This window comes from Halioxenophilus sp. WMMB6, from assembly GCF_033283405.1.
Lineage (GTDB): Bacteria > Pseudomonadota > Gammaproteobacteria > Pseudomonadales > Cellvibrionaceae > Halioxenophilus.
In genome coordinates, this window is sequence record NZ_JAWMQR010000001.1 from 84,240 (window position 1) to 100,435 (window position 16,196).

Sequence of the window (16,196 nt, forward strand, 5' to 3'; positions counted from 1 at the left end):
ATTGTCAAGTGGATCCCACTTGCATTGGTATACTTCATCTGTATCGGAGTATGAAACAGTCATTGCTGTAATATTGATTTTATTGAGTTGCCAATTACCTGGTCATACGCAATGGCTCTAGTGCGCACTCTCAGCCGTTCGATTCTTCCGATATTAACTCTCCAGTTCCTACGCTTTTAAAGCGGTAATTAGGTAGCAAATTATCGACGAACAGTGTGCTGGAATCAGGTATAAATAAGCGGGGTTCAAAGATGAGTCAGATAAATGATATAAGAGGCCATTGCTTGTGCGGGGAAATTAGTTACAAGGTAGTTGGAGATCCGCAATTTACCGCTGTTTGTCATTGCAAAAATTGTCAACGACAGAGTGGTTCCGCTTATTCCGTTATTATCGGAGTAGTCGCCGATCAGTACCAGCAGATTGGTGTAACGAGAATATATCAGGATGTCGGCGATAGTGGTCAGCCAGTAGAGCGACATTTTTGCAGTCAATGCGGTTCGCCGATTCTCTCAAAAATTACGGCGTTACCCGAGATGGTCTTTATCAAGGCGGGCACTCTGAATCATACAGACACTCTCAGTCCTGAGATCGAAGTCTATTGCAGTAGCGCAATGGACTTTGTCCCGCATTTACCTAACACCCAGCGATTCGACAAATCAAACATTTAACAATAATGGGAGTGAATATGTTCGATCTTTCTGGAAAAGTAGCCCTGGTTACAGGGGCAGCATCAGGTATTGGTCTGGAGACCAGCCGTACTCTTACGGGATTGGGGGCGACAGTTATTATCACTGACCGGAATGTCGAAGCATTGGTCGAAGTTAGTGAGAATCTCCTTCCTGGGGCAATTGCTTTAGCATTGGATGTCACCGCACAGGGAGATTGGGATCGTGTTTACCAATCAGTCGCCGATAAGTTTGGCTGTTTGGACATTCTGGTCAACAACGCAGGTATTATGAAAGCTGAGCCGTTTGAAAAGTGCGATATCGATACCTTTCGGCTGCAGCAGCGCATCAATGTTGAGGGCGTCTATATGGGGATGCAGGGAGCGATTCCTTTAATGCGTAAAGCCCTTGCCGAAGGTAAGGGCTCGGCCTCTATTGTCAACATCTCTTCGATTTACGCAACCAATGCCGGGGCAGAGTTTGCAGCCTACACCGCAACCAAGGCTGCGGTTCTTGGTTTATCTAAGGCGGTAGCGTTTGAGCTGGCGGGGACGGGAATTCGTGTGAACTGTGTATTACCCGGCCCGATAGCAACCAACCTCTCTGCAGATTGGGAGCCACTGCGGGATAGTGAAGGTAATGTCTTGAGCTTGGAGGAGCAGCTTGCGCCGTGGGTCGATAAAATTCCAATGGGGCGTATTGGTATGGCAGACGATGTTGCGCCGGTGATAGCGTTTCTGGCCAGTGATGCTGCTAAATTCGTGACTGGTTCAGAATATGTGGTGGATGGCGGTTATACGGCTCCCTAGTTGCTAAAGTAGATTCATCCAATAGGGTGGAAAATCACAGATCTAATCACTCAGTACACTCCAAAGAAAAAGGCCTCTCCGAAAGGTCTGGACTTTTTTAATTGGCCCCCGGCGGCTTTCAACTATTTATTAAAGTACCTGTTGTTGCGCTAAAGCTATTCTAAGATGGGGTTTGGAGACTCAGGATGCTTGCGTTAATCTGAGATATATCGGGTCTCTCTTTCTAGAATTGATGAGAGCTTGGGGTTGGGTTACTAGGCCCTCTTGCCCGTAGCTGCTTTTTGCTCTAGCTGCTTTTTCCTATTCCTGGAGCATTTTTATCTAGTCTATACTTCGCAGAGAAGCTGACGGTGCCTAACGATTTTGCTAAAAAGGCACCGTCAATGTGTTCCCTTTGCGCAGGTTTTGGGAAAGTCCTTAAGGTTATTCCTCCAGATAAGGCGTCATATATTTTTCGGTAAAACCGGGGTTTGCCTTGGCGTATTTCAGTTCCTGCCGGGCGACATTGCGCAGGTGCACTTCGTCCGGTCCATCCAGAAAGCGCATTGCTCGGCCCCAGGTAAACAGGAAGGCGAGCGGGGTATCGGGTGTTAAGCCGGCGCCGCCGTAGACCTGCATGGCCCGGTCGGCTACATTTTGCAGCATTATGGCCGTGACATATTTAATGGCTGAAACATCCACCGTTGCCGCCCGGTTGCCTTCGTTGTCGATCTTGCTGGCACACTGCAGGGTCAGCAACCTGGCTTGATCAATTTCCATGCGCGAACGGGCGATTAGATCCTGATTATTGGCGAAATCTGCAAGCTTTTTACCAAAGGCGGTACGCTGTACCACGCGGTCGCACATCAGCTCCAGCGCCAGCTCAGCCATGCCAATTGCCCGCATGCAGTGGTGCACGCGCCCCGGTCCCAGGCGAGCTTGAGCCAGTGCAAATCCGGCTCCCTCTTCACCCAGCAGATTACTGGCTGGGACACGCACCTGATCAAAGACCACTTCACAAATACCATCCGTCATGCGGTGATTAAGAATCGTATAGTCGCGAACAATGCGAACCCCTGGAGTATTCAAGGGCACGATAACCATCGATTGACGGCGATGGACGGGAGTCTCTTCGCTGCTGTCGGTTACCCCCATCACGATGGTGAATTTTGCCAGCGGGTGTGAAGCCGCACTGGAGTACCACTTGCGCCCGCTGATGACATACTCGTCACCTTCGCGAGTTATCGTGGTGCAGATATTGGTTGCATCGCTGGAGGCCACGTCGGGCTCGGTCATTGAAAACACCGAACGAATATCACCGTTCAGCAGGGGATAAAACCACTGTTGCTTCTGTTCTTCAGTACCAAACAGGTGTAGCAGCTCCATATTACCGGTGTCGGGCGGGTTGCAATTGAACACCTCTGAACACCAATAAAAGCGACCCATAATTTCCGCCAGGGGGGCGTAGTCGCTATTGGATAGCCGGGTTCCCGGTTGATCTTCGGGCAGTGACGGCAGGAACAGATTCCAGAGACCCGCTGCTTTGGCTTTTGCTTTTAAACCCTGAATAAGTTCCAGAGGGAATTCGCCTCGGTCATGTACGCGAAGATATTCCCGGTTGGCAGGGATGATATGTTCCGCCATAAAAGCATTGAGCTTTTCTGCCATCGCCAGGCTTTTTTCAGAATATGTAAAATCCATAGGTCACCTTCAATTCTAATCTGTTTGTTGTGGGCTTAGTCGTCAGCGCGCATTACATCCAGCGCTCGATCTAAATAGACCCGGCCCAATTTGCCCACCTCTTTGGCGGTGGCAGAGGCCGCAGTACCTTCCTCGTCCCGCTTTTTAATACCCTGGAAAATACCGGCGTAGCGAAAAAGAGCCAAAACCTTGTAGAAGGTAGGCAGTGACTGAGCTATGGGGTTGTAGTCGAAATAGCTACTGAGAAACTGCTCGCCGTTGGGAATCTGATGTGCCTGGCAATCGATACCTAATAAGCCACCGTATTCATTTGGCTTTGTTCCCCAGAAAGAGGCCCAGGTATGGGCGAGATCGGTAAGCGGGTCGCCGATAGTCGCTAATTCCCAGTCTATGATCGCCGCTACTGCCGGTTGATCATTTTCAATTAAAAGATTTGAAAACTTGTAGTCGCCATGAATTAGGGCGTTATTGTAAGTTTCGGGTTTATTCTGCTGCAGGAAGTTTCGGATAAGTTCGGCATCGACGCTCTCGTCTGTCGCGTCAAAGGCTCGATACCAGCGGCCGATCTGACGCTCTAGAAAATCACCTTCACGGTAATACTTTTTGAGCGCTGAATTTTGCCAATCGAACTGGTGCAGCTTAGCGAGATTCATCGCCAGGTTGGAATAGAGAGACATTCTCTCAGTTGCATTGTTCATCTCGGGTAGCGTGGCATTAAAGTATTGAGATGAATTGACTCGCTCCATGATGTAGAAATCGGTGCCCACCACATTAAGGTCATCGGAGTAGAAGAATACTTTAGGCACCGGTATGCCGGATTCGTGCAGGGCTTGCATGATGGTGAATTCCCGCAACACGTCATGTGCGGCACCGGAGGTAAGCCCAGCTGGCCGTTTACGCAATACCAGAGAGTGTTTGTCGGTATCGAGAAAATAGGTGGGGTTGGATTGTCCTCCACCAATTCGCTCTACTTTCACATTTTTCTCAAAGTCGGGAATATGCTTGCGAATAAGTTCAAACAGGGGCGTGAAGTTATCGATATCATCGTTATTAGGTTTTGGTGCCTGCATAGCGTAGACCTTTAACTATCTGTAAATTTATTTTTTTAAAGGCAAGAGTCGACCAGCTCGCCCATGCGCTGGGCAAGAAAACAGCAAATATAAATGTTGGTTGGCCCAGCAGTTAAGCTGGAGCTAGTAGTCTTACCAGATTCTTTCTGTAGTCGGAGATTGAGTTGCGGATATCCACAGACTCTTCATTGACAACCCATTGATAGATGAATCCAAAAAAGAATGAACATATCTGTTGTGCCATAAAAACCGGGTTTACATCCGCTCTTATAGTTTGCTCTTCGATACCTTCGGCGATCCACTGGCTTATATCATCGCGATAATGGGCATGAATCTGAGATAATCTGTCGCGCACGGAAGAGTCATGACCAACCGACTCAAACCAGAGGATATAGAGTGCTCTTGTTTCGTCAGCCAGATTCAACAGTTGCATCTCGAAGGCTTCCAGTGCCCCCATAACCGCATTCAGGCCATCTTTTTGGGTGACGTATTGCGTTAAGTTGTTGCGCCAGTGGTGATTACTGGTGCTTATCAACTCAACTAACAGGTTCTCTTTTGAGCCAAAACGGTAGTGGGCCATGCCGCGACTGAAGCCGGCCCGCTCGCCAACCTCCTTTAGCGTTGTATTGTTGACGCCCTGTTCAATGATGAGAGCAATTGCCGCCTCGAACATTTTTTCGTCTGACAACGCTACACGTTCAGATTGCGTTAACTTCTTCTTAACCGGTTTTGACATCTTATTTATTCACAATTTTTAGTTTTTTTATGGCGTTTTATGGCCGATAAAGGCCAATTGGGGCCCAGTGGCCTAAGTATCAGTCAATGTGGTTTAGCGTCTTTAGATTGCCAAACTGAAGCCTGTTAAGCCGGGTAAATCCATTTCTACGGAAGGAATTACAGCACAGCCTACTTGATTCGGTCAAGTATTTACTTGATTGGATCAAGTTTATACTTGATTGGGTCAAGTAACATGGTATAAGCTTTTTTCAGTGCCGCGAGATCTACTCCTAAATTCTCAAACGCTCTATAGATAATCATAATAAGCATAAGGTTATATCCCATGAAAAAGACACGAAATAATCCAGCTTTTGTACTTGCGCCTTTGGCTGCATGTCTTGTTATTAATACTGCCCTGGCTCAAGAATCTAATCGTCGAGCGACTTTGGAAGAGGTGGTCGTCACCGCACAAAAGCGGGAGCAAAGCCTTCAGGATGTTCCTATCTCAATGAATGCCATGATGGGTAGCAAGATGGAAGCTTCCGGGGTGACTGACATGGGCGACCTATCCGCCTATGTTCCCAGTTTCCAGGTTGCTGAATCCGCTCTGGCCAACTTTATCTATGTACGAGGTATTGGCAGTACTGCGAACTCCGGTTTCGAGCAGTCTGTGGCTACTTTCTTCGATGGCGTTTATTACGGACGCTCCTACCAGTCCCGAGCTCCGTTTATGGATCTGGAACGTATCGAAATCCTGCGTGGTCCCCAATCTATTCTGTTCGGTAAAAATGCGATTGCCGGTGCAGTGAATGTTGTCTCGCGCGAGCCAACCGATACCTTTGAAAGTAAGATCAATCTGTTATATGGCACAGATAGCGAGCAAGAGGTAAGTGGTTATATTTCCGGTCCACTTACCGAGAAGGTGTCGGGTCGCTTGGCTTTCAGGGACTATGAAGTTGATGGCTTCCTGAAAAACCTGGCAACGGGTGAGGATGATCCTGGTAAAGATGATCAAACCTTGCGCGGTTCTTTAAAAATAGCGGCTACCGATACCACCGATCTTCTGCTGAAGTACGAGGTGTCAGAATTTGAAACCTCGGCGCGAACTTTCCAGGTGACCAAAGGTATCCCCGGAGAAAAATTCGACGAAACCCGAAACTACTACAATACTGGCAACCCAGCCATCAATAAGCCCGAATCCCAGGATGTAGAGATGCACACAGCGTCCATGACCATCAATCAGGGTATTGGCGATTTTGAATTGACCTTAGTCACTGGCTACACCGACTATGACGTGCAAGAGGCCTTTGATGCGGATTTCTCCATGAATCCATTTATTCAGGCCGATCAGCAGGAGTCATTTTCTCAAGTAAGCCAGGAGATTCGCTTAACGTCACCATTGAACGATGTATTTGAATACGTTACCGGACTTTATTGGCAAAAGGCCAATACTGAGTACGATGAACAAACCGACTTCAATATTGGTACAGCCTTGGTAGGCACCAAACATACCGATTTTGAATTTGATTCGGAAACCATCTCCGCCTTTTGGCAGGGCACCTGGCACCTTAGCTCCAGTACCCGTTTGAATACGGGGGTTCGCTATACCAGCGAAGATAAAGACGCAACACACCGTATTTTCATTACCGAACTCGGCAACTATGGCACTCCGGCCAGCAGCGCGATGATTGGTGTGTTCAATGCGGCTCTCGGCACCTACGAACATCAGTTTTCCGGTGACCGATCGGAAGAAGACGTCAGTTGGTCGATCAATCTTCAGCATGATTTGACTTCAGATATTATGGCTTATGCCACTGTCTCTACCGGCTACAAAGGGGGCGGCTTCGACGCCCGAATTGTTGCCGCCGACGATTCTGACTGGCAGTTTGAACAAGAGAACGCCATCAATTATGAAATAGGTGGTAAATCCACTCTGTTTAGTGGAACCGTCAATTTGAACGCGGCCCTGTTCAGAACTCAGTATAAAGATCTGCAGGTCAGCCAGTTTGATGGGCAGACCGCCTTTGTGGTGGGCAATGCAGCTGAAGCAACTGTGCAAGGTCTTGAACTCGATGGTCGCTGGCAGATGACAGACTATTTATCTATGTCTGGCAGCCTTGCTTATCTCGATTTTGAATACGATAGCTTCGAAGGTGCCAACTGTACCAATGATCAGACTGCTGCGTGGACAGGCCCGGGTGGCTGTACACAGGATCTTTCCGGTGAGACCACGGTATATGCTCCGGAACTTTCAGGCACAATTGGTTTTGAATTTGTAAAAGGTATTATCAGTGGTATTGATTTCGTGGCTACCTTGGACGTGAACTACTCCGATGACTACTACCTTGCCCCTGACCTGGATGAAAATCTGATTCAGGACGCCTTTACAAAATACAATGCCAGTGTTGGCGTAGAGTCCCAAGATGGTAAGTGGGCAGTTTCACTGATTGGTAAGAACCTGAGTAACGAACTGACCTCAGTCTATGGTAACGATGTACCCTTGAATGGCGGTGCCTACTATAGAACGACGGACCGAACCCGTTCCGTTGCTCTGAAAGCGTCTTACAAGTTCTAATTCTGTCGCACGGACTAGGCCTGTTAATGGCAGAGGTGATGATTTAACGGTGCTACACAATTGGGTGCAGATCCAGCTGTTGACTTGGCCTGTTAAACCCTTACTTTCTGCCATTACGGTCGCGACCATACTAATGTTGAGGTCAGCATCAATGTTGCTGACCTCAAATAGAAAAATAGCCTGTACGCTTTAGAAAATCAGAAACATTAACAACGAATAATTTTAGACCGGCGACTGATCTGTTAAGTCGTCGCCCCGATCCGGGGGCAATTTTCGGTGACCGATATGCATCCACGTAATCACGCAGTAACACACCCCAATAAACCAGCACTGGTTATGACAGAGACCGGGGAAACTGTAACCTATAAAGAACTTGACGATCGATCCAATCAGATAGCTCATCTCTTCAGGAGTATGGAGCTTAAGCGCGGTGATGTTATTGCTCTGATGATGGAGAATCGCCCACAAATTCTCGAGGTCGCCTGGGCTGCGCAGCGTTCCGGGCTCTACCTGGCTTGCATCTCCACCAAGCTCAGCACTGAAGATCTAAGCTATATTCTGCGCGATAGCGGTGCTAAATTGGTTATTACCTCAAGACCACTGATTGAGAAATGTAGGAATAGCTTCGCAGAACTGCAGGCTGTGCCTACGCTTTCGGTCGGTGGTGCTACAGAGTTCTCCAAAGATTGGGAAGCGTGCTGCGAGGTTTTTCCAGCCTCGCCCATAGCCGACGAGAGCCACGGCAGCGATCTGCTTTACTCCTCGGGAACCACTGGCCGGCCGAAGGGGATTAAGCCTTTTCCAATTGCAGGGCCAATTGATCAAACCAACGGTCTGGTTGAGCTGGGTAAAGCGCTCTACAACATGGACTTCAATACCCGCTTCTATTCGCCTGCGCCGCTCTATCATGCAGCGCCTTTGCGCTGGTGCATGGCGATCAATAAGTTCGGCGGCACTATTTATGTTTCCGATAAATTTGATCCGGAAGCCGCGCTGGCCATTATTGAAAAGTACCAGATCACCCACGCGCAATGGGTGCCTACCCACTTTTATCGCTTGTTGCAATTGCCCGAAAGTGTGCGCAATAAATACGATCACTCATCGCTGGTAACGGTATTTCATGCCGCAGCACCATGCCCTCCCAAAATAAAGAGAGCCATGATCGAATGGTGGGGCCCGATTGTTCACGAATTTTATTCAGGTACCGAGTGCCCTGGAATTACCACTATCTCGACAGAGGAGTGGTTGGAAAAAGAGGGCTCGGTAGGTCGCGCAATTCTGGGTAAGGTCCGTATCTGCGACGAAGATGGTAATGAGTTGCCGGCGGGTGAGATTGGATCGGTGTACTTCTCGGACGGCCCTCAGTTTGAATATCTCAATGACCCGGAAAAAACCCGGAAGTGTCACAATCGACATGGTTGGGCAACACTCGGTGATATGGGTTATTTAGATGAGGATGGCTTTTTATTCCTGGCTGACCGCAAAGATTTTATGGTGATCTCGGGTGGGGTCAATATCTACCCGCAGGAGATCGAAAACTGCCTTTTGACAAATCCTGCAGTGGCTGATGCCGCCGTGTTCGGTATTCCCGACGAAGAGATGGGCGAGCGTGTGGTCGCCATTATCGTCGGCTCAGATCAGGCGCCTGACAACAGCACCGATGTCGCGCTTGGTCAGGAGTTGGAGAAGTATTGCCTGGCCAAGATAGGCAGAATAAAAACCCCCAGGCAATTCATCTTTCGCAATTCGGTCCCGCGAATGGAAACCGGAAAAATTCAAAAGAAATTACTGCGTGAGATGTTGATAAACGGCACCCTGTGAGAAAAGTCCGTCAGTAATGCCCGATTAAGGTCTTGGGTTAGGCGACCATACCTGTCTTCCCAGTAATGGATAATGACAACAACGATTCGAGCTTTGGGTATTCATAATACTCAATGTCAGGATTCCTATTCCCTGCATGGCGGCAATTTTAATTATGAATTCGAAATCCACGATAAATTCTGATCAGAGCAATCCGAAAGCGCTACACCCGCTATTGGAAAATGGCTCTGCTGACACCCCCTATAGCCGCCCTAAGTATCGCACCTATGTGTTGTGTATGCTGACACTGGTTTACGCGTTTAACTTTATTGATCGACAGCTTATCAGCATCTTGCAAGAGTCAATTAAGCACGATCTTTCCCTGTCAGATACTCAACTTGGCCTGCTTACCGGTTTTGCCTTCGCGCTGTTTTATGTAACGGCGGGAATCCCCATAGCGCGTTGGTCCGATCGCTCCAATCGCCGCAACATTATTGCTCTGGCTGTGGGTATCTGGAGCTTTATGACGGCGCTCAGTGGCTTCTGCTTTAACTATCTCCAGTTATTGATGGCCCGTATCGGCGTGGGTGTCGGCGAAGCTGGCGGCAGTCCCCCGGCACACTCCATGATCTCCGATATCTACCCCTCAGATAAACGCGGTACAGCCATGTCCATTTACAGTGTCGGTATCAATATTGGTGTCATGCTGGGTTTCTTTTTGGGGGGCGTTTTGAATCAATACATTGGCTGGCGCTGGTCTTTTGTTCTGATCGGTGTTCCCGGTGTGATCATGGCGATCTGGTTGCGCACTATGGTGGCAGAACCCATTCGAGGCTGGTCGGAGCAGGGCACTGTTAATTTGGAGCATGTGACGTTTGTCGACGTCGTTAAGAAGTTGGCTGTTAACCCAACACTGCGCCACCTTTTTTTGGGGTCGGCTCTGTTTGCCATGGTTGGCTACTCAACCTTCAACTGGATCGCACCGTTTTTTATCAGAAGTCACGAAATGGGTACGGCAAGCCTTGGCCTCTGGTTGGCACTGGCCATCGGACTGTTTGGTGGTATCGGTACTTTCTTTGCCGGGTATCTGGGCGATCGTCTTGGTAAGCGCAATAAGAGTTGGTATCTGTGGATTCCCGCAATTTCCGGCCTCATTCTGATACCGCTTTACCTGGTTATTTTTCTGACGAGTAACCTCTATCTGGCGCTGGTTATCAACTTCTTTCCCAGTATGTTATTGGCCACTTATATCGGCACTTCACTTGCGGTTCTGCACGGTAATGTTGATCCGCGAATGCGGGCTACGGCCTCTGCACTTTTCTACCTGGTGATCAATATTATCGGCCTCGGGTTGGGCCCCACCATTATTGGGGTAATTAGTGATGCGCTTACCCCTGCTTTTGGTAACGAGTCCCTGCGCTGGGCAATGCTGTGCGTACTGCCCGCCGCCGCAATATGGTCATCGGTACACTACTTTATTGCTGCACATCACATCAGTAAGTCTGCACAGACGCCGGAGGGCGCCGGCTAAAACTTCAAAAGGGCACGGTTAACGAACACCGATAGAAACCAAATACAAGCAATGCTGGTGGTCTGGATTTGACCCCCGCACCAAAAAACGGGTCTCTTTATGTTGGACGAAATCAAACAGAATTTAACTCTCCCTGTAATCGTTGCACCTATGTTTCTGGTCTCGCAGCCAGCACTGGTTATCGAATGTTGTAAAGCGGGCATTGTCGGTAGCTTTCCGGCTCTGAATCAGCGCACCAGCGCTGGCTATCGAGAATGGCTTGAACAGATTCAGGCGGAACTGGGGGAGGGCGACGCCCCCTTTGCCGTCAATCTTATTGTTCACAAAACCAACCCGCGCCTGGCCGCCGACCTTGAGCTGACGGTTGAGCACAAGGTGCCTATTGTTATCACCTCTCTGGGAGCCGCCACAGAGGTAGTCGATGCGGTGCACAGCTACGGTGGCTTGGTGTTACACGATGTTATTACCACTAACCACGCACAAAAGGCACTGGCTGCGGGTGTTGATGGTCTGATCGCAGTGTGCGCCGGTGCCGGTGGTCACGCCGGAAGTTACAACCCCTTTGCGTTCATTTCTGAGCTTAGAGCGATTACCGACAAACCTATTCTCGCCTCCGGTTGCATCAGCAATGGTGCGTCGATACTGGCGGCACAAGCGGCCGGGGCTGACCTCGCTTACATGGGAACCCGGTTCATTGCCGCCCAGGAGAGCATGGCTAGCGATGCCTACCGCTCAATGATGATTAATTCCGAGGCCAAGGACATCATCTACACACCGAAAGTCTCCGGTGTTAATGCCAATTTTATGATGCCCAGCATTGAGGCAGCCGGCCTCGATCTGGACAGTACACCGACGCCAACCATGAATGCTGAGAAAGAGCTCAATAGCGAAGCCAAGGCATGGAAAGATGTTTGGTCGGCCGGGCAGGGTGTTGGAGCGATCTCTGCGGTGGAGCCGGTTGCCGATATTGTGCAGAACCTCAAGCGGGAGTATCGCGCTGCCCTCGATGCCCTGAACACCAGTGCATCTGCCTATCTATAAGCAGACGGAGAGATTATTGATGTTGGCTAAAGTTTCTATCGACGAGCAATCCCGTATCGCTACCGTCTGGCTAAATCGTCCTGAAGCACTCAATACGCTGGATGTTGCCACCGCCAATGCGGTCAACCTGGCGGTTATGCCCCTGGCGGATCGCGACGATCTACATTGCATTGTTCTGCGCGGGGTTGGCCGGGCTTTTATGGCAGGTGGCGACCTGACGGCCTTTGCCAAAGATTTCGACACCACCGATCAGGTTATCAATCAGTTGCTGGATGCGCTGATTCCCGTCATCGAGTTTCTCTACAGCAGCCCGGTCCCGGTCATCGCTTGTGTACATGGTGCAGTGGCAGGTGCCGGGCTCAGTTTGCTGGGAGCGTGCGATCTGGTGGTAGCCGCAGAAGGGACCAACTTTTTGTTGGCCTACGACAAGATAGGCGCGCCGCCGGATTGTGGTGGCACCTTCTTCCTGCCGCGCTTGTTGGGAGAACGGCGAGCGGCGTCGCTAATGTTGCTAGGCGAAAGCTGGAGTGCGCAGCAGGCGCTCGAGTATGGGCTTATCAATAAGGTGGTTGCGGCGGAGAGTTTCGACAGCGAATGCGACAAGGTTGTCGAGCGGGTGGCCAACGGCCCAACCCTCGCTTACAGCGCATACAAGCGCCTGGTGCACAAGGATCAAAGCGTCTTGAAGGGCCAGCTTGAAGCGGAACGAGAGGAATTTTGCCGGGCAACCAAAAGCGGGGATTTTCGTCGCGGTGTGCTGGCGTTTTTAAATAAAGAGCGCGCGCAATACCAGGGCGATTAACGGTAGGGCACAACTCGCTGTTCGGGCAATTTTATAACATCAGGTGTAGCGCATGGCTGAAAAATATAATGGTTTCATCTTCGACAAGGATGAACAGGGGATAGTCACCATAACCATGGATATGGATGGTCCGGTGAACTCCATGAATGCTCAGTTTCGAGCAGCGCTTAAGGAGACAGCTGATCGCCTGGAAGAGGAACCGGGACTGACCGGGGTCGTTTTTGCTTCAGCTAAAAGTACTTTTTTTGCCGGTGGAGATCTGATTGAACTCTCCAATGTGCCAGAGGGCATGGAAGAGCAGCAGTACCGCATGATTGAAGATGATGTTAAGGCGCACTTTCGAAGAATTGAAAAACTACCGGTGCCTGTGGTCGCCGCCATTAATGGCGCAGCATTGGGTGGCGGACTGGAGATCTGTCTGATCTGCAATTACCGGATTGCTCTCAACCGCCCCGAGGTGCAACTTGGCTTGCCGGAAGTCACTCTGGGTCTGTTGCCGGGTGGTGGCGGTATGGTGCGTACCATCCACATGCTGGGCTTGGAAAAAGCCCTGCCTCTGGCCCTGCAAGGCACGAGAATGGCGGCGGCCAAAGCCTGTGACTTGGGTTTGGTGGATGCCTTAGTTGACGAGCCGGTAGAGCTGATCGCTGCCGCAAAAGCCTATATCCAAGCTAACCCCCAAAGCTGGGCCCAACCGTGGGACCGTATAGATCATCATATTCCCGGTGGTGATATTGCAAACCCTGAAATTCAACAGCTGCTAATGGCTGCGTCAACCAGAGTTCTGCAGGAGACCCGCGGCCTGCTGCCGGCTCCGCAACGTATTATCAGTGTTGCGACAGAAATAGTAACGGTCGATTTTGAAACCGCGCAACATATCGAAACGCGTGGTCTGACCAATTTGATTATGACACCGCACGCCAAAAATATTATCACCGCCATGTTCTTCCAGATGAATGCGATCAAATCCGGAAAGTATCGGCCTCGGGATATTACCAAGAGCAAAGTTGCGCGCGTTGGTGTAGTGGGCGCCGGTAGACTTGGGCAAGCCATTGCCTACATATCGGCCGTCAATGGTGTCGAGGTGGTATTACAAGCCAGCTCTCTAGCTGAGGCTGAAAGTGCCCGACTGGCGAGTGTAGCCAACATCGATCCTGCCCTTGCCAAAGGGTTAAAAACCGAGGCGGATAAAACCAAGCTGGTCGAGCTCATTCTGCCCTTGTCTGAAGGGCAACCTTTCATCGACTGTGACCTGGTTATTGATACCAACGCTGAAGCGATCACGCTCAAAACTAAAGCAGCTGCAGTACTGGCTTCTCCCTCAGACAGCACTGCTATCAACGTTGTAAACAGCTCGACGCTACCCCTCGCGCAGCTAGCTGAGGCCCGCGGTCTGTCGGAAGAGGTTATTGGTATTAACTTTTTACCATTGCTTGGTAACACGCCGGTTGTCGAAATTATATGCGGCCAAAATACGCCCGAGAAAACCATCGCCAAGGTGTATGACTTTGTTAAACAGATCCGCAAAACGCCAATAGTGGTAAACGACTCACCAGGCTTTTTTATCGACAGAGTTTTGAGTAGTTACCTGGATGAGGGGGCGCGATTGCTAACTGAGGGTACCCAGCCAATTCTGATCGAAGAAATGGCTAAAGCGTTCGGAATGACCGATGGTCCACTGGCTTATCAGGATGAAGTGGGCCAGGAATTCACTCGCAACCTTGCCGCAGCAGAGCAGGCCTTGGGACTCTCGGCTTGGGTAAGCGACAACAGCATCAGTAAGGCTGTGAGTGAACGAATGGTTACTGACTACTCCCGCGGTGGGCGCCATCTAGGCGGCGGTTTTTACGATTACCCGGAGCAAGGCGAGAAGCAGTTGTGGCCACAATTAGGCGAACTCTTCTTTACACCGCAGCTCTCTATGGCCGAGCAGGATATTAAAGACCGGCTATTGTTTCGCCTGGTGATCGAGGCTTTGAAGTGTTTACAGGAGGGTGTTTTGCGCTCTGTTGGTGAGGGCAATATTGCTTCTCTGCTGGCTATCGGCGCCCCCCATTGGACCGGTGGTTTTTTGCAATTTGTGAATACCTACGGCCTGGAAAAATTTATCCTGCGTTGTGATCAACTTGCAACGCTGTTCGGTGACCGCTTTAAAACGCCGGAAATTGTTTTAGAGAAGTTGAAGGCTGGAGCCTCTTTTATTGATTAGCTTTCGTGCCTTTGCTTCGGACCCTATTGGCTGCTATTCCATCACTAGAAAATTAAGAGCATAGATTATGTTTAAGCGAGACTTTACAGCGGAGCAGGAGGCGTTTCGTGAGGCCTATCGACGCTTTCTGCAGGTTGAAGTTACTCCTCATATGGAATCCTGGCGGGAGCAGGGGATTGTTGCACGGGATCTTTTCAAGAAAGCCGGCGACAATGGCTTTCTGCTGACCTGGGCGGACGAAGAGTATGGTGGCTTGGGTGACCCCGATTTTCGCTTCGAGCAGATCATGATCGAAGAGAATCAGTACGCACTCACCTCCGACTGGTATACGACGCTGCACAGCCGATTGGTGGGGCCCTATATCCAACGGTTTGGCAATAGCGACCAGAAGCAGAAATACCTGCCCAAGTGTGTATCGGGCGAATCTATTTTAGCGATCGCAATGACTGAGCCAGATGCCGGTAGCGACCTGGCCGGTATGCGTACAACCGCCCTGGAGCAGGAAGACCATTATCTGCTTAACGGCAGTAAAACCTATATCTCTAACGGTATTAATGCCGATCTCGTTGTCGTTGCTGCCAAAATAGACCCAGTTAATAAACCGCGGGAAATAAGCCTGTTTTTGGTCGAACGGGGCATGGCAGGCTTTGAGCGGGGCGCCAATTTAAAGAAGATGGGCAAAAAAGCTCAGGATACCGCCGAACTATTTTTTTCTAACGTGAAAATCCCCAAAGAGAATTTGCTCGGAACTAAAGGCAAAGGGCTATCGCACCTGATGGAGGCGCTGGCAGAGGAGAGGCTTATTGCTGCGGTAGAGGCGCTCTCTGCGGCCCAGAAAGCCTTTGATCTGGCGGACCAATTCTGCCGTGAAAGAAAGCTGTTTGGGCAACGGCTGGCTGATTTTCAAAATACACAATTCAAACTGGCAGAGCTAAGAGCCGAATTGGATATACAACAGGTTTATGTCGACCAATGTGTTAAGGCGTTAAACCTGGATCAACTCACCCCAGAGGATGCCGCCAAAGCCAAGCTGGCAACCACCGAGACCCTTGGTCGAATGGTGGATGAAGCGGTACAGCTGCATGGTGGGGCGGGCTATATGGACGAATACCCGATTTCACGTATGTACACCGATGCCCGTGTCACACGAATTTATGCTGGCTCATCGGAAGTGATGAAACTGATTATCAGCAGGGATATCTTCCGCAAGGAGTTTGTTCCCTATATCGACAAACCGTAATAAGTCTTGCCGACTAATTACACTCGAAGTCATTCAACGCTTAGCCATACTGTTGTT

Annotated in this window: 13 protein-coding genes; 9 read left to right on the forward strand and 4 right to left on the reverse strand. The window is 50.0% G+C overall.

Annotated elements, in window-relative coordinates:
* Nucleotides 1-245 precede the first annotated feature (245 nt).
* A complete protein-coding gene (locus SBL51_RS00335; RefSeq protein WP_317928472.1) occupies nt 246-491 on the reverse strand; it encodes a hypothetical protein in 246 nt (81 codons plus the stop codon).
* On the opposite strand from SBL51_RS00335, the gene SBL51_RS23240 reads away from it, so the two are divergent.
* Both SBL51_RS23240 and SBL51_RS00340 read left to right on the forward strand, forming a co-directional pair.
* Nucleotides 390-668 carry a GFA family protein gene (locus tag SBL51_RS23240; protein WP_411860457.1) on the forward strand — a complete coding sequence of 93 codons (279 nt, stop codon included), beginning with the start codon at nt 390-392 and terminating at the stop codon, nt 666-668. The genes SBL51_RS00335 and SBL51_RS23240 overlap by 102 nt on opposite strands.
* 17 nt (nt 669-685) lie before the next feature.
* Nucleotides 686-1,474 (forward strand): SDR family oxidoreductase, encoded by a 789-nt coding sequence (locus SBL51_RS00340; protein WP_317928473.1) that lies wholly within the window; start codon nt 686-688, stop codon nt 1,472-1,474.
* Between the two features lie 423 nt (nt 1,475-1,897).
* Here the strand turns inward: SBL51_RS00340 and SBL51_RS00345 are convergent, their stop codons facing one another.
* From SBL51_RS00345 to SBL51_RS00355, 3 genes are all read right to left on the reverse strand, one after another.
* Nucleotides 1,898-3,154: an acyl-CoA dehydrogenase family protein gene (locus SBL51_RS00345; RefSeq protein WP_317928474.1), complete on the reverse strand. Its 1,257-nt coding sequence runs from the start codon at nt 3,152-3,154 to the stop codon at nt 1,898-1,900.
* 35 nt (nt 3,155-3,189) lie between these two features.
* Nucleotides 3,190-4,224, reverse strand: a complete 1,035-nt coding sequence (locus tag SBL51_RS00350; protein ID WP_317928475.1) for a phosphotransferase family protein — start codon at nt 4,222-4,224, stop codon at nt 3,190-3,192.
* A gap of 112 nt (nt 4,225-4,336) precedes the next feature.
* Nucleotides 4,337-4,960, reverse strand: a complete 624-nt coding sequence (locus SBL51_RS00355; RefSeq protein ID WP_317928476.1) for a TetR/AcrR family transcriptional regulator — start codon at nt 4,958-4,960, stop codon at nt 4,337-4,339.
* A gap of 324 nt (nt 4,961-5,284) precedes the next feature.
* On the opposite strand from SBL51_RS00355, the gene SBL51_RS00360 reads away from it, so the two are divergent.
* The 7 genes from SBL51_RS00360 to SBL51_RS00390 all read left to right on the forward strand — a co-directional run bounded on the left by SBL51_RS00360 (nt 5,285) and on the right by SBL51_RS00390 (nt 16,139).
* Entirely contained in the window at nt 5,285-7,516 is a 2,232-nt protein-coding gene (locus tag SBL51_RS00360) for a TonB-dependent receptor (protein WP_317928477.1), read from the forward strand.
* Nucleotides 7,517-7,801: 285 nt separating this feature from the next.
* On the forward strand, nt 7,802-9,337 hold the full coding sequence (locus SBL51_RS00365) for an acyl-CoA synthetase (protein WP_317928478.1): 1,536 nt from the start codon (nt 7,802-7,804) through the stop codon (nt 9,335-9,337).
* Between the two features lie 154 nt (nt 9,338-9,491).
* Nucleotides 9,492-10,847, forward strand: a complete 1,356-nt coding sequence (locus tag SBL51_RS00370; protein ID WP_317928479.1) for an MFS transporter — start codon at nt 9,492-9,494, stop codon at nt 10,845-10,847.
* A 99-nt stretch (nt 10,848-10,946) separates the two neighbouring features.
* Nucleotides 10,947-11,888, forward strand: coding sequence for a nitronate monooxygenase family protein (locus SBL51_RS00375; RefSeq protein WP_317928480.1), 942 nt, complete (start codon nt 10,947-10,949; stop codon nt 11,886-11,888).
* A gap of 19 nt (nt 11,889-11,907) precedes the next feature.
* Nucleotides 11,908-12,690, forward strand: coding sequence for an enoyl-CoA hydratase/isomerase family protein (locus SBL51_RS00380; protein WP_317928481.1), 783 nt, complete (start codon nt 11,908-11,910; stop codon nt 12,688-12,690).
* Nucleotides 12,691-12,742: 52 nt separating this feature from the next.
* Nucleotides 12,743-14,899 carry an enoyl-CoA hydratase-related protein gene (locus tag SBL51_RS00385; RefSeq protein ID WP_317928482.1) on the forward strand — a complete coding sequence of 719 codons (2,157 nt, stop codon included), beginning with the start codon at nt 12,743-12,745 and terminating at the stop codon, nt 14,897-14,899.
* 67 nt (nt 14,900-14,966) lie between these two features.
* The gene (locus SBL51_RS00390) at nt 14,967-16,139 is read left to right on the forward strand and encodes an acyl-CoA dehydrogenase family protein (protein WP_317928483.1); all 1,173 of its coding nucleotides are present in this window, start codon (nt 14,967-14,969) and stop codon (nt 16,137-16,139) included.
* Nucleotides 16,140-16,196: the final 57 nt, after the last annotated feature.

Coding starts and splice junctions, on each gene's coding strand:
- SBL51_RS00340 (WP_317928473.1), top strand. CDS start 686: ATGTTCGATCTTTCTGGAAAAGTAGCCCTGGTTACAGGGGCAGCATCA.
- SBL51_RS00345 (WP_317928474.1), bottom strand. CDS start 3,154: ATGGATTTTACATATTCTGAAAAAAGCCTGGCGATGGCAGAAAAGCTC.
- SBL51_RS00350 (WP_317928475.1), bottom strand. CDS start 4,224: ATGCAGGCACCAAAACCTAATAACGATGATATCGATAACTTCACGCCC.
- SBL51_RS00355 (WP_317928476.1), bottom strand. CDS start 4,960: ATGTCAAAACCGGTTAAGAAGAAGTTAACGCAATCTGAACGTGTAGCG.
- SBL51_RS00360 (WP_317928477.1), top strand. CDS start 5,285: ATGAAAAAGACACGAAATAATCCAGCTTTTGTACTTGCGCCTTTGGCT.
- SBL51_RS00365 (WP_317928478.1), top strand. CDS start 7,802: ATGCATCCACGTAATCACGCAGTAACACACCCCAATAAACCAGCACTG.
- SBL51_RS00370 (WP_317928479.1), top strand. CDS start 9,492: ATGAATTCGAAATCCACGATAAATTCTGATCAGAGCAATCCGAAAGCG.
- SBL51_RS00375 (WP_317928480.1), top strand. CDS start 10,947: ATGTTGGACGAAATCAAACAGAATTTAACTCTCCCTGTAATCGTTGCA.
- SBL51_RS00380 (WP_317928481.1), top strand. CDS start 11,908: ATGTTGGCTAAAGTTTCTATCGACGAGCAATCCCGTATCGCTACCGTC.
- SBL51_RS00385 (WP_317928482.1), top strand. CDS start 12,743: ATGGCTGAAAAATATAATGGTTTCATCTTCGACAAGGATGAACAGGGG.
- SBL51_RS00390 (WP_317928483.1), top strand. CDS start 14,967: ATGTTTAAGCGAGACTTTACAGCGGAGCAGGAGGCGTTTCGTGAGGCC.